Annotated in this window: 9 protein-coding genes; all 9 read left to right on the top strand. The window is 42.1% G+C overall.

The window, feature by feature from the left end:
* Nucleotides 1–57: 57 nt before the first annotated feature.
* The 9 genes from FHW88_RS16975 (at nucleotide 58) to FHW88_RS16935 (ending at nucleotide 14,335) form a co-directional block, all read left to right on the top strand.
* Nucleotides 58–1,224: a FecR family protein gene (locus FHW88_RS16975; protein ID WP_176627106.1), complete on the top strand. Its 1,167-nt coding sequence runs from the start codon at nucleotides 58–60 to the stop codon at nucleotides 1,222–1,224.
* A gap of 222 nt (nucleotides 1,225–1,446) precedes the next feature.
* On the top strand, nucleotides 1,447–4,881 hold the full coding sequence (locus FHW88_RS16970; protein ID WP_176627104.1) for a SusC/RagA family TonB-linked outer membrane protein: 3,435 nt from the start codon (nucleotides 1,447–1,449) through the stop codon (nucleotides 4,879–4,881).
* A 9-nt stretch (nucleotides 4,882–4,890) separates the two neighbouring features.
* Nucleotides 4,891–6,384: a RagB/SusD family nutrient uptake outer membrane protein gene (locus FHW88_RS16965; RefSeq protein ID WP_176627102.1), complete on the top strand. Its 1,494-nt coding sequence runs from the start codon at nucleotides 4,891–4,893 to the stop codon at nucleotides 6,382–6,384.
* A gap of 19 nt (nucleotides 6,385–6,403) precedes the next feature.
* Nucleotides 6,404–7,258, top strand: coding sequence for a DUF4843 domain-containing protein (locus FHW88_RS16960; protein ID WP_176627100.1), 855 nt, complete (start codon nucleotides 6,404–6,406; stop codon nucleotides 7,256–7,258).
* A gap of 11 nt (nucleotides 7,259–7,269) precedes the next feature.
* Entirely contained in the window at nucleotides 7,270–8,706 is a 1,437-nt protein-coding gene (locus FHW88_RS16955; protein WP_176627098.1) for a PKD-like family lipoprotein, read from the top strand.
* 148 nt (nucleotides 8,707–8,854) lie between these two features.
* Complete coding sequence (locus FHW88_RS16950; RefSeq protein ID WP_176627096.1) at nucleotides 8,855–9,979, top strand: TlpA disulfide reductase family protein; 1,125 nt, start codon at nucleotides 8,855–8,857, stop codon at nucleotides 9,977–9,979.
* 6 nt (nucleotides 9,980–9,985) lie between these two features.
* A complete protein-coding gene (locus FHW88_RS16945; RefSeq protein ID WP_176627094.1) occupies nucleotides 9,986–11,866 on the top strand; it encodes a protein-disulfide reductase DsbD domain-containing protein in 1,881 nt (626 codons plus the stop codon).
* Nucleotides 11,867–11,875: 9 nt separating this feature from the next.
* A complete protein-coding gene (locus FHW88_RS16940) occupies nucleotides 11,876–12,433 on the top strand; it encodes a TlpA family protein disulfide reductase (protein ID WP_176627092.1) in 558 nt (185 codons plus the stop codon).
* A 168-nt stretch (nucleotides 12,434–12,601) separates the two neighbouring features.
* The gene (locus tag FHW88_RS16935; protein WP_176627090.1) at nucleotides 12,602–14,335 is read left to right on the top strand and encodes a trypsin-like peptidase domain-containing protein; all 1,734 of its coding nucleotides are present in this window, start codon (nucleotides 12,602–12,604) and stop codon (nucleotides 14,333–14,335) included.
* The last annotated feature ends 457 nt before the right edge of the window (nucleotides 14,336–14,792 follow it).

Below are 14,792 nucleotides of genomic sequence, written 5' to 3'. Positions count from 1 at the left end.
TTCAATTAACATGGGCTATTTTCATTTTGCCGACTCATGTATATATAAAGGATGTAAATGGACGAGGCGAACAAGCAATATTTTATACAAATACTAACAAAATACAAACGTGGCGAGGCTACTCAGGAAGAAATTAAATTCCTGGAATCGTACTATAACCTGTTTGATTTGAACGATGACCTCATTACCGATGAAAATGAGGCCGACTACCTGTATCTGAAAGATGCCATTAAAGCAAAGGTTGATGAAAGGATAGCGCAATACGAAAAAAAGCCAGTTACCATGCCTTTAAGATCGGGTTGGACCAGATATGCCGTGGCCGCCTCAATTCTGTTGTTTATTTCGGTTGGTGCTTACTTTTTTGTTCGTAACCGGTATAAGGCCGATAATTTGGCCGCAAACTCTTACAAAGGCATAGTACCTGGTACCAACAAGGCTACGCTTACTTTGGCCAACGGCACAACCATATCGCTTGATGATGCTGCCAACGGACAAATAGCTAAACAAGCCGGGGTTAAAATCACCAAAACGGCCGATGGGCAGATCGTTTACCAGGCCGAAGCGACCGGGCAGAATCAAGCCGTTCAAAATACGGTTACCACACCTAACGGCGGGCAGTACAAGATCATCCTGCCCGACGGCACTAATGTGTGGCTTAACGCAGCATCGTCAATAACTTATCCAACCGTGTTTAAGGGAGCGGAACGTGAGGTAACGCTCAATGGCGAAGGCTACTTTGAAGTAACAAAAAATAAAGCAATGCCATTCAGGGTTAAATCGGCATTGCAAACTATTGAGGTGCTCGGTACGCATTTTAATGTCAATGCTTACGGCGATGAAGCTTTGCTTAAAACCACCCTGTTGGAGGGTTCGGTAAAGGTAACATCGGCAACAAACTCAATACTTATTGTTCCCGGTGAGCAGGCGGTAATAAGCCGTACAGGTAACGGTACCATCAGTAAACAACAAGTGAACCTTGACAAAGAAGTAGCCTGGAAAAACGGCGTATTCTCATTTGCAGATGAGGATATCCGCGAGGTTATGCGCCAGGTAAGCCGCTGGTATGATATTGATGTGGTTTATGAAGGCGATATGCCAACGGAGAAATTTTTTGGTGAAATTTCAAGGAGCAGTAAACTGACCGACGTTTTCAGGATCCTGGAGCTTAACAACATGAAATTTTCGGTGGAGGGCAAAACAGTGAAGGTGTCCTACGGTAAATGATATTTAACTTAAACTTTATACTAACAACTAACAAAACTAAATGCTAATCACTAAAACAAAACTTAATGGATAAACAAGTACGATAAATCTCAGACCAATCTCATATTAACAGACCAAAAATTAACCGGAAGCCTCTCACCGCTTCCGGTTTAAAATAGGTCAGGCAGCACAAGATGTCGAAGCCCTGGGCTGCATTTTATTAACCCAATCTTATTCAAAAATATGAAATTAACTTTTCTTTACAACGCCGTATGCGCAATGCGGGGGGTAAAGTGCAAATTCTTATTAGTATTGAAACTCACCACTATACTGTTGCTTGTTGGCGTGTTGCACTTATCGGCTGCAAGTTATTCTCAAACGGTAACCATATCCGGTAAAAATAAAAGCCTCGAATCGGTTTTTAAGGATATAAAACAACAAACAGGCTATTTGTTTTTTTACAGCGAAAAAGTAAATATAAAAGGCAAAACAGTTGATGCCAATTTTCATGACGCGCCGCTTGTTGATGTGCTTAACACGTGTCTTAAAGATTTTGATCTGAGTTTTACCATTGTATCTAAAACCATCGTAATCCAAAATAAAATACCCGAACCGCGGCCGGAACTGGCTGCGCCGATGAGCAAAATTCCGGTGAGTGGCCGTGTTCTGGATTCGGTGAGTAAAACCACTTTGCCCGGTGTAAACATTGCCATTAAAGGCGGCAGGGGAGTAATAGGCCAAACCAATGATAAAGGGGAGTTTAATGTACAGGCGGATGCAGGGCAAACATTAATATTCTCGTTTATGGGCTACAAATCCGCAGAAGTTAAGGTGGTAGCAGGGCAATCGATTGTAGTGAGGCTTTTGCCTGATATTAATAACATTAAAGACATAGTGGTAACCGGTTACCAGGTTATTAAAAAAGATAATTATACCGGTAATGCCATCACGGTAAGCGGTGCAGATTTGAAGCGTAATAACCCGCAAAACGTGATCAAAAGTATAGCCTCGTTTGATCCGTCGTTTAAAGTACTTGATAATAACTTTATCGGTTCGGATCCAAACAAGCTGCCAAAGATAAACGTAAGGGGCGCCACGGCTATCCCTTCCATCAATGATAAAATACTTGACCGCAATAACCTTTCAAGCAATTATAACCTGCCGGCCTTTATCCTTGATGGCTTTGAAGTATCGCTTCAAAAAGTAGTTGACCTGGATATTAACCGGATAGAATCGGTTACCTTATTGAAAGACGGTGCTGCTACCGCAGTTTATGGCTCAAGGGCAGCCAATGGTGTAATGGTGATCACTACTAAGGCCCCGGTTGCCGGAAAGTTGCAGTTATTATATAATTATGAGCTTACTTTTAATGGCCCGGATCTGTCCGATTATCATGTGCTTAACGCAAAACAAAAGGTAGCTTATGAACAATTGGTTGGTTTATATGATACCCAAACATCTACAAGTGGTGATACCCAACAGGATAAGCTTGACGCCCAGTTGTTCACGCGCCTGAAAAATGTTGCAAGTGGCGTTAATACCTATTGGTTATCGCAACCGTTGAGAAATGCTTATCAGCAAAAACATTCAGTATACGCGCAGGGCGGCGATCAGTCGTTCCGGTATGGTATCGATCTGCGTTACCAGACACAGCCTGGTGTTATGAAAGGTTCAGACAATACGCGATATAGCGGAGGTGTTAATTTTACCTATAACCCAAGCTCAAAACTTATCATCAGAAATGATCTGACCATTACGCAGGTTAACCAGGCCAATTCTCCTTATGGCGATTTTTCGACATATGTAAATGCCAACCCATATTTCCCGATAAGGGACAGCACAGGCAGATTGGTGCAGGAACTTGCCAACTGGCGTGTAAATACTTTTCGCGAGGGAAAAGATCAATACATTACCGAAAATGTATTTAATCCCTTGTATGAAGCCAGCCTGAGCAGCTTTGATAAATTGGCATATACGGAGATCCTGGAGTCGTTTTCAGTCGATTATAAACTATCAAAAAGTTTGCGTTTAAGGGCATTAATGAGCGTAAATAAAACCGGCACAACATCTGATAAATACGTATCACCGTTAAGCAGTGTTTTTTACAATTTTGCCGCCGATCAGGCGAATAACAAAGGAACCTACGATTATGGTACCAATGCCAGCCTTAACCTCGACGGTAACGTAACCATCGGCTATAACAAGCAACTGGGCGATCATTATTTCAACCTTGTATTAGGTGCCAATATTTTAGCCTCAAAGGCTGATGTTAAAACATTTTCGGCCCAGGGTTTTTCAAACGACAGGTTCACCAATATAGGTTTTGCCCGCATTTATAAAGAAAACTCAGGCCCTTATGGCGATGTAACCAGGTCAAGAACGGCCGGCGCTTTCTTTTCGGGTAACTACGCGTTCCAAAACAAATATCTGTTAGATGCATCGGTAAGGGTTGATGGTTCATCGGCTTTCGGGGCCGACAGGCGTTATGCTCCTTTCGGATCCCTTGGGATTGGTTGGAACATTCATAAGGAAAGCTTTTTCCGGGGATCAAATGTAATAAGCCAGTTGCGTCTTAAGGGAAGTATTGCTACCCTTGGTTCTATCAGCTTCCCGGCGTATCAATCACGTTCAATCTACCTGTATGATACACAACACTGGTATTCCACAGGTATTGGCGCTACTATATTAGGCTATGGTAACAGCAACCTCGAGTGGCAAAAAACCCGCACATCTGATGTAGGTATGGACATCGGTTTGTTTAAAGACAGGATCGTTATCTCACCAAGATACTACTACAAACTTACCAAAGGGTTAATTACTGATATCAATCTTGCGCCGTCAACAGGTTTTACAACTTACAAAGATAACCTTGGTGACATGTCAAACAAAGGCTATGAGCTTTACCTCGTAGCCCAGGTTTTCCATACATCCAACTGGAACATTAACCTGACAGGTAACCTTGCTCATAACGTTAACAAAATAGTGAGCATATCTGATGCGCTTAAAGCCTTCAACAATAACATAGATAACTTCCAGACCAATAAGGATAACAACGCTTTTTCAACCCCGCTAACCCGGTATGTTGAAGGTAAATCGCTGAACACCATTTATGCGGTAAAATCATTGGGTATCGACCCTGAAAACGGTAAAGAGATCCTGGTAAAAAAAGATGGTACCCTAACCTATGTGTGGGATGTTAAGGATGTGCAGGAGGTAGGTAATACTACGCCAAAAGCCGAAGGTTTTTTTGGCAGCACAGTATCATACAAAAGGTTTATGCTGAGTTTTAGCTTTCATTACCGTTTTGGTGGCCAGGCTTTTAACCAAACCCTTATTGACAGGGTTGAAAATGCCGACCCTCGCTTTAACGTTGATAGCCGCGTACTGGAGCAAAGGTGGAAACAGCCGGGCGACCACACGTTTTTCAAAAACATTACTGACCTCACCGATACCTATGTATCATCACGGTTTATACAAAAAGATAACCTGATCGAACTGCAGTCACTTTACCTGTCATATGATTTTAAGCCAAATGCTATTCGCCGTTTGGGACTTCAAAATCTGAGGCTGGCAGCCACAGCAAACGATATTTTCAGGGCTTCAACTATTCAGGCAGAACGGGGTATCTATTATCCCTTCGCCCGCAGCTTAACATTTTCATTATTGGGTTCATTTTAACACATAACCATGAAAAGATATTTAATTTTTATAATCCCCTTGCTGATGTTTACATCATGTAAAAAGTTTTTGGATGTACAGCCGGAATCTGATGTAGATAAAGAGCAGTTGTTTAATACCGAAGATGGTTTTGAAGAGGCTTTAAATGGTGTTTATTCCAGGTGTACAAAGGCAGACCTGTATGCAGGAAACCTTACGTTCAGCAACCTGGATATCATGGCGCAGAACTATACGTTCTCCAATACCGATTTTCAGAAGATCGCTTCTTTTCAGTATAGCCAAAACATTTTAAAGGATAAAAATAGCCAGATCTGGTCGTCGGTGTACAATGCTATAGGTAACTGCAATGAGATACTGCAGGTAATAGATAAGCAAAAGGCCGTATTTTCGGGTAATAACTATGCCATCATTAAAGGCGAGGCACTTGCCCTGCGCGCGTACCTGCATTTTGATCTTTTACGCATGTTTGGGCCTTCATATAAATCTAACCCAAATGCTAAAGGCATACCTTATGTAACTACTGTAAGTATTAAAAGTACACCGTTTTCATCAGTAGGTGAGGTAATTAACAACGCTATAGTTGATCTGCGTAATGCACGTGCGCTGCTGAGTACTACTGATCCTATTCTTTCTCCGGGCTACATAGTTGGATATCCTAACAAAACCTACCCTGGTGGTTATACAGGGCGCAAACAAACAGAAACCACAAGTAATACCCTGTTTTTGCAAAACCGCAGGCACAGGATTAACTATTATGCCGTATGCGGTGAACTTGCAAGGGTTTACTTGTATAAAAATGACTACCAGAACGCACTCTCCAATGCCAATGATGTAATAACTGCTAATAAATTCCCCTGGACACAAAAAGATGACGCTTTTAACAATAACGTTGAGCAAAAAGACAGGGTATTTTACAACGAGTTGGTATTTGGCTGGTACGCTCCCCAGGCTAATGAAAACAATGCACTCGTTACCTTGTTCAGTGCGGCCAACGTTGCGCAGTATCAGCCAACCCCGCTGCAGTTAGATAACATCTATGAAAAAAGCACCGTTGGTGCAGAGGACTGGCGCTACAGGCAATGGTTTTTTACAGCTACAGATGTTACCCCAAACCGCAGTTACCTGGTAAAATATTTAGTTAACAGTTCGCCGCAGGTAAACCTGCATCCGCTAATGGCGCCGGCTTTCCGTTTAACGGAAGCATATTATATAGCCGCAGAGGCAAGTTATGATACCAATCCAACAAAAGCCATTGAGTACTTAAATACTGTTCGTACCCATAGAGGTATTATTGACTTGTTGCCGAATACTTTAGGCAGATCAGCCTTTATGAATGAGTTGGTTAAAGAAGCCCGTAAAGAGTTTTACGGCGAAAGCCAGATATTTTATATGTATAAGCGGCTGAACCTTGATATAGTAGCGGCCAACGGCCAGGTTTATCCGGCATTAAACAGTATTTACGTGTTCCCGGTTCCCGACGACGAAACAGCTTACAATAATTGATCCCATACCATTTATAACAATGAAAAGAAATATATTTTATGTTTTAGTGGTCGTAGCGGCTCTTTTTAGCTGCAAAAAAGACCAATTACTTACGTATGGCTCCAGGGATAACATTTACCTGAATTACAAGGATAAAGATGGCAACCAGGATACTTCGATATTAACCTATTCCTTTGCCTATAATCCTACCCTGGCACAGGACACTATTTGGATACCGATAATCATTTCGGGGCAAAGGACAAAAAGTGAAAGGAAGTTTGTAATAACCGTAGTTGACACGGCTACCACCGCCAAAGCAGGATTGCACTATGAAGCGCTTAAGCCATCGTACACAATGCCTGCTGATTCGGGCACGGTAAAAGTGCCCGTGATCATCAAGAACAGTGATCCGGAACTTGCAAATCAATCAGTAACGCTTACCATTCTTGTTTCGGGTGGGCAGGATTTTAACTCATCGCTCCCGGCGGCATTGCGGGAAAAGTCGATCCTTTACTCGTCGCGGCTGGAACAACCGGCCTGGTGGATTTACTGGATGGGTAATCTGGGTTCTTACAGCAGGATAAAACACCAGTTGTTCCTGATCTCTTCGGGCACTACCGAACTGGTTGACATGTCAAAACCAAATGCTTTTCTCCAGATCCCGCGCACGCTGTATTATATAGATAACGTGCGAACCTTTGTTAATGATCCTTTTGCCTGGGTAGCGCGATATCCGGAAAAAGGTTATGTGCTTACCAAAAGGACTGATGGCAGTAAGGATTATGATTTCTATAATTCTTCTTCGCCCGGTAAGAAGTTTTACCTCAAGTATTACACACAGGCAGCAAAGTACTTTTTTGTTGACGAAAATGGTCAGCAGGTTATTATCAATTAAACACTTAGGTCATGAAATTTAAATCGATAGCTCTATTGGCGCTCATAACGGTATTTTATACTTCATGTAAAAAAGACCTGGGCAATTATGTATACTCGCCACCTTCAGAGCCGGTAGTTACCGGCATTAATAACGCCACATTTGCAGCCTTGCTGGGCGATACGCTCACCATAAACCCCAAGGTTACCCTTGCCGGTGCCGACCCGCTTAAGGACCTTGATTTTGAATGGTACATCACTGTGCAGGAAGAACTTCGTGCAGCAGTTTACAAAGGCTACCCTCTGAAAATGGTTTATAACTTAGGCCCCGGCGACCGTGCTTGTAAACTCACCATTACCGATAAACGGAACGGGTTATTTTATACATTCCCTTTCAAAATAACAGGCACAACCCAGTTTTCGGCAGGTACTTTGGTGTTGAGTAACGATAATGGGGTTACCAAACTATCATTTGTAAAACCTGATAAAACGGTGTTGGGTAATATCTATAAATCGCTTAATAATGATGATCTGCCTATAAACCCGGTTGAGTTGTATTATTCAAAACCGTTGCCTTATCAGCCTAATACCAAAGAGGAGTATTGGGTACTGAGCAATGATCCTAATAAAAGCGGGGTAGTGCTTGACGCCAGTACATTATTGAAGCGGAAAGATTTCGCATCCCAGTTTTTTTCGCCGCCGGCTGTTATCAATACAGGTTACCTGGAGCCATTTTTAGGACCCGTACAAATGGGGACAGTGCCAACGGGGGTTATCAATGGTAAGCTATATGTAGGTGTATCCTCAACAGCGCCCTTTGCTGACGACTACGGCAAATTTGCCAACGAACAAGGCGGTGATTATACCATGTCTAAATATTTTACCCACGGCAGCTCATTTTTTATTGGTTACAATCTTAAAGGAAAAGCTTTTATCACTTTTGGTGCCGATGGTACTTACTCAGGCATCAATTATAAAGTTGATACTGCAAGTACCGGTTTTGATCCCAAAAATGTGGGATACGATAATTTGTTGTTCATGAAACCTACTGAAGGAGGCCCTTCCTATGCTTTCTTTAAAACGCCGACAGGTACCATAACCGAACTAAGTTTTAGCTACCCTATGGGCGACGACCGGACATTTAAAGGGCTGGGCAAACGTACATTCAAAGGCAGCGCCTTAATTGATGATAATACCAAATGGGTGGTGAATAGCTTAAATGTGTTTTATTTTTCATCAAAAGGGAAAATTTACCGCTATAACCCAATTAATGAAGATATAAGACAGCTCGACGCAGACTTTGGCGGTAAAAAGGTATCCATGATGAAGATCAGTTTGGATGATAACACTCTTACTGTTGGAGCAGATGGCGCAGTTTATACGCTTGATGTAAGTGTTTCTAAAACAGGTAACATCACCAAAACAATAACCGGCATACCGGGCGAACCGGTTGACATTGTGAGCAGATAGAAAACTAACTAATCAAAACCATATAAAAGATTAACCAACAGCATGAATGATTTTTGTGTTGTTGGCCGCAGTCATGACATTAACAAGAGCGTTTCATCCTTGAAAAGTATAACATAACCTGTCGACTCGATGTATAACATATAAAGAAATGAAAAAACTACTAAACTTAATTTTAAGCATGGCTGCGTTGAACGCCGCCGGCCAAACTAACCAGTTCGCTATTAATGGGCAGATTGGCAATCTCAACGGTCAGAAAGTTTATTTAAGCTTTATGACAGACGGCAAGGGGCATGAAGATTCGACCACATTAGTTAACGGCGCGTTTTATTTCACAGGTAGGATGAACCCATACAGTTCTGTACGCCTTGCACTTGATCATAAAGGCGCCGGCCGAGAAATTGCCACCCACGGCGGCGATATCCTCTACTTTAATTTTTCTAATGAAACGCTTAATATAGTTTCTAAAGATTCCCTGGTAAACGCCCAGATGAGCGGATCCAAAACATATGATGAATATTCGGCTTATGTGAAAGCTGTAGGACCGATGCCATGGGACATCGATCATATTTCTAATGCTGAAATTGCGGCAGCGCCCGAGTTGGTGAATGATACCGCATTTACCAACTCGGTTGCCCGCCATCACTATAAAATGATTGCCGATTTTCAGCGCAAAAATCTCGATTTTGCCAAAACTCACCCCGATTCGTTCTTTGCACCGGTAGCGCTGTTCGGCACTGCATCTAATGAAAAAACGGTTACAATAGCCGAACAGGTGTTCAAAACTTTCAGTCCGGCAATCCAGGCAACTGATAACGGTAAAACTATCAAAGAATTTATTGATGCACATTACCGTTTAAAAATAGGTGGCCCGGCGCCGGTTTTTACTCAGGTCAACCCTGCCGGCAAACGCTTATCGTTAGCCGATTATAAAGGTAAAATCGTTTTGGTCGATTTTTGGGCAAGTTGGTGTTCACCTTGTCGTCAGGAAATCCCAAATCTGTTAAGTCAGTATAAAATGTACAAGGATAAAGGGTTCGAAATCCTTTCGGTATCGCTTGACAACAGCCGTGACAAATGGCTGAAAGCACTGCAACAGGAGGGTATGACATGGCCGCAGGTTAGCGACTTGAATGGCAACAACAACAGCGTTGCCCGTCTTTATGGCGTTTCGGCTATACCTGCTACATTCCTGGTAGACCGCGACGGCAAACTTATTAGCACAAATCTGCGCGGGGAAGACCTCAATAATAAACTTGCCGAACTTTTTAATTAAGCAAATATGAAAAAGATTATCCTGCCCTTGCTGCTCTGTTTTGCGTTTAGCGCGGTTACTTTGGGTAACGTCATAAAACACGGAGCGGGCAAAATAGCACTCCATGTTTTATATGTAGGATATGATCCGGCAAAACCTAAGCCCGAACATATTACTTACTATAGCACAGCCGCGGGTGCGGTAGATGAGGCCTGGAAAACCCGTATGGCCGATTTTAAGGCATTTTTAGAAACGCGCTTTGACAAAGTTGAAGTTGTGGACGTGAGGGATTACGATGCCTCGATGTCTGCTAAGGCCGATGTAACAATTGCTGATGCAGGGCCGATAAAGTTACCTGCCAATTTTGACAGGCCTATAATTTTGATGCATCAGCTGGCTCCCGATGTGGGTATGCCTATAGGCCTTAAGTTTGATTGGTATTGTCAGTGTTTGGAGGATGACGCGCTGAACGTTAAAACCAGTCATGATATATTTAATACGCCGATAAAGGTAAAGTTAACGATGGTTAACAGGCCTACGCCGGGTTCTTTTTTTAACGGTTTCCAGGGTGCTACAACACCAAAGGAACTGCCCATGTGGAAGGTGATCAAAGAAGATCCTTCAGCTAAGGATAAATACATTATCGGCATGGTGGCACATGGCGAGGGGTTTAACGATTCGCCGGATGCCGAAACCATAAGCGGCGGTGTTTGCTTAAAAAATGCTGAAGCGGTGGCATTGGGCAGGCAGGGTAATTATTTTATGTGGGGCTTTTCTGCTTCGCCAAATCATATGACCGATGAAGCTAAAGATGTATTTGTGAACACGGTTTGCTACATCAAAAAGTTTGATCACCAGGCACCCATCATGAAAAAGGTGCAAATAGAAAATCGTGAGTGGGTAAATGAAATGATTTACCGTAGCGATAAAGCGTTATATCAAAAAACGCTGATAGCCCGGAAAGTAGGTAACGCCCGCCTGCTAAAAATGCAGCAGGAACTTAAAGACCGTAAAGCCAAAGGCGAGGATATTGGTAAAGGTAACGAGGCGTTTTTAAAAATGCCGGTATCCGATGATGTACAAAGTTTTGATGAATACCTTAAAAGCTGGACCGGCAGCGGCATGTATGATGCTTTTGGTACTAACGTAGAGGCCTATCATAAATACTATCGGGATAACCTCGAGTATTTTTATCCGGTTGATGCTTACTCGTTACAGGTAGATGAGGATGCAAAAAAGCTGGGGATCTCCAACCGCAAAATCGAGTTGCTTGAAAAATGCATCAGCATGCTTGAGAAAGGAGAGGAGCCTGCCCTGGCCCAAAGGGTATTGGAAAGATATACCACTGAAAAATTCACATCTGCCAAAGAATGGCGCATTTGGTTAACCAAAAACAAACCCAACCTTTATTACACCGAAGCCGGAGGTTTTAAGTTTATGGTGAATACCTACAAAACAGAAACGGCAGCAATAACACCCGCATCAACCGGCGACATTAAAATTGCAAACGGGGTAACAACACCAACCCGTACCGATCCGGTGACAGTGAGCGCCATGTTGATTGATGAAGCAAACGGAAAAAAGCAGGTAGTTGTTAAGGCTGAGATTTTGCAAGGCTGGCATATTTACGCTTATGTACCTAAAGACAGCCCTTTTATTGCAACGCAGCCCATTATTGAGTTGCCTAACGGTATTGCAAGCGGCGAGTGGCAAGCATCGGCCGGTGTTCCATTTGCCGGTGGCGAAGGCATGTTTGTTTGGGAGGACAAAGCAACATTTAAAACGGAAATAAGCGCGGCTTCATTAAAACGCGGCATGGTAATCAGATGCGGGCTTTACTACCAGGTTTGTGATAATAACAAGTGTTTCCCGCCAAAAAGAAAAATAATTGAAATACAGGTTTTATAATCCAGCCCAATGAAAATAAACTTTAAAAGGTTGTTGTTGGTAACACCCGTAGCGCTTGCCCTAAGCACCGGATGGAAGGCGGAGGGAAAAGCTTCATCATTAAAAAAACAGGATACTGTTACAGCAAATCAAAATTTAATAGTTGGAAAACGATTGCCGGCTTTTGAGTTACAAACTGCCGGTGGTAAATCCATCAAATTGTCATCGGTTAAAGGTAAAGTGGTATTGGTTGACTTCTGGGCCTCGTGGTGTATGCCGTGCAGGGCGGCTATTCCGCACCTTAAGGAGTTATATAAACAATACCACGCTAAAGGATTCGAGATAGTTAGTATTTCAATTGATCAAAACAATAAAGCCTGGAAAAACGCCATGCTTAAAGAAGCAATGCCCTGGCAACAGGGAATAGATAAATATGAGGATGGCAAAGATGCATCAGTGATGATGAATGCTTTGGGTATCCAGTCGGTACCCTTTGCAATTGTGCTTGATGCTGAGGGGAATGTGATTTTAATAAATCCCACTTCCTCTGATATCGATATACAGCTCAAAAAGATCTTTAACAATTAAGAAATTATAAGGATAGCACTGGCTATCATAAAGACAGTCCCGGTAGGACGTTTTCCATCAGTTTTAGTTTAATTTCCGGAGAGCCGGTTTTAATACCGGCTCTTTTTACATCGGCGGGTACCCTAAACAGCAGCGTTTGGACAACGCTAGGTTCAATTATAATGTATAATGACAAAACGGTTTTTATTATTTTTTTTCCTGCAGTGCTTATGGAACCTGCAGGTTACTAACGCGCAAAATGTTGATAAACGAATACAAAAGTCAGGGGTTACGCAACTGCAGCACAATATAAAAACTGCAATAAAAAAAGGTTACGCTGCCAGTGTATTGATTTGGGAATATGATACCTTGCAATATAGCCGTATGAGTGCGCAGTTTAGCGGTGTTGTAGTCTCGAAAGGAGGAGAGATCTTAAGCGCAGCACATGTGGTAATGCCCGGCAAAACCTATCAGGTAATATTTCCCGATGGGAAAATGTGCCTGGCCCGTGGTTTGGGCCGTATTGCCATTGCACCAACATTTATGCTGCCGGATGCTGCCATGCTCAAAATAATCCAAAAAGGGGATTGGCCGTTTGTCGAAATGGGCTGGTATTCAGATGTCAAAATCAACCAGCCATGTATTAGCATAGCTTACCCGGAAAGCATGGAACAACGCAAACCTGATGTAAGGTTTGGACATATCACCAATTTAAATAACAGGTATGGTTTTATGGAATCAACTTGCGTGATGGAGCCGGGAGATTCAGGCGGCCCCCTGTTTGATCTGTCTGGCCGTTTGATCGGAATCCATAGCGGCATCGAACAGTCGGAGGATATTAATTATGAAATCCCCGTAGATACCTATCGTAAATATTATACAGCACTAACCCATTTAGAGAATTATACTTCCCTGCCTTTGGATACAAATGTAATTTCAAAAAATCGGCCGGCCAATAATTTTCCGGTAGCTGAAAATCCAGATAAGTATTTTAGAAGTGTGGACAAGCGTTTTAAAACAACTTGTGTAAATATTAAGAGTGTTATTGATGGTAAGGAACAGACTATAGCAGGGACTATTTTTTCTTTAGATAATATCAATGTAAAAGCTGCCTTCAAAAATTCAGATATCGTTTTGACTAAAAGTTCAATGATTGGCGAGGGTCCTTTTATCACATTATCGGGCGGCAAGACTATTAAGGCAAATATTATCAGACGAGACAGAATTAATGACCTTGCGATATTATTGCCCGTTTCAAAGTTAGGGAAGGAAGGTATCAAACTTCGAATGTTGCTGGCAGATACACTTAACAATAGCGATTTGGGCAGTTTTTTGATTTCTGTTCGCGCTGATTCTCAGTATTGTAGCAGTGTTTTGGGAAGCATTGGCGTAAGCTTGCCAAAAAAAACCAGCTACGGCTATTTGGGAGCTGTTGCCCGGCAAAAGGGACAGGCGTTATTATTTACTTTTATTCAGCCCAACAGCGCGGCTGAGGCTGCCGGACTAACAACCGGCGATGAGCTTTTAGCAATTGATGACAAAACTGTAAATGACGAACTGGATATGTTTAAAGCCCTTCAAAAATTCCGCGCCGGCGATACTATTTTAATGACAATCAATCATAAGGGAGAAAAGTTAATAAAAAAAGTCGCCCTAAAATATCCACCCCAAAAAATTACCAATCATCCGGCCGAGCACTTCATAGGGGGGAAAAGCATTCGAAAAGATGGGTTTGGGAATGTATTTGTTCATGATGCAAGAATAAAACCGTGGGAGTGCGGAGGGGCCGTATTTGATATCACCGGAAAGTTTTTGGGCATTAATATAGCAAGATTGAGCAGAACAAGCACAATTACGATACCAGCCGTCGCAGTAAATCAATTTATAGTAACTGCCATTTATAATACTAAAGTGGGTAATTAGGTTGATTTTGGATGATAAAAGACAGAATTTTGAATTGTAGGGTCTGTAAAATAAACTGTGCAGTTGCTATATCAAGTTTAATATCATTCTTCCACGAGGAAACCAAATGGCCAGTTTGAGCGGTCATGGCCCGGTTTGAAAGTGGCATCGTGCATTGAATGGATCGTGTCCTCCTATGTTTTACCGATTTAAGTAAATAATACAAACGATGCCATGTCATCTTTTAGCAAAATAGGAGACTCTTTTATATCATTTTATTTTTTTAATCCCCGACTGGGCGCAAAGTGCCATATCTTATATCTAACAGAAAAATTTGAAATTTATCTGCAGGTCTATGTAATGCTATTTTAACATTAAATTCAGCTGATGTTATGTTTTTATTTTTAACAAACAGCTGGGTTTATAAAAAACACTCTTTTTTTATCGCATATTATCCCGATATATGATTAATGTAAAA

It is taken from the genome of Mucilaginibacter sp. SG538B (assembly GCF_013376065.1).
Classification (GTDB): Bacteria; Bacteroidota; Bacteroidia; order Sphingobacteriales; family Sphingobacteriaceae; genus Mucilaginibacter; species Mucilaginibacter rubeus.
The sequence above is the reverse complement of the archived record's forward strand: the minus strand, read 5'-3'. Positions and strand labels throughout refer to the sequence as shown.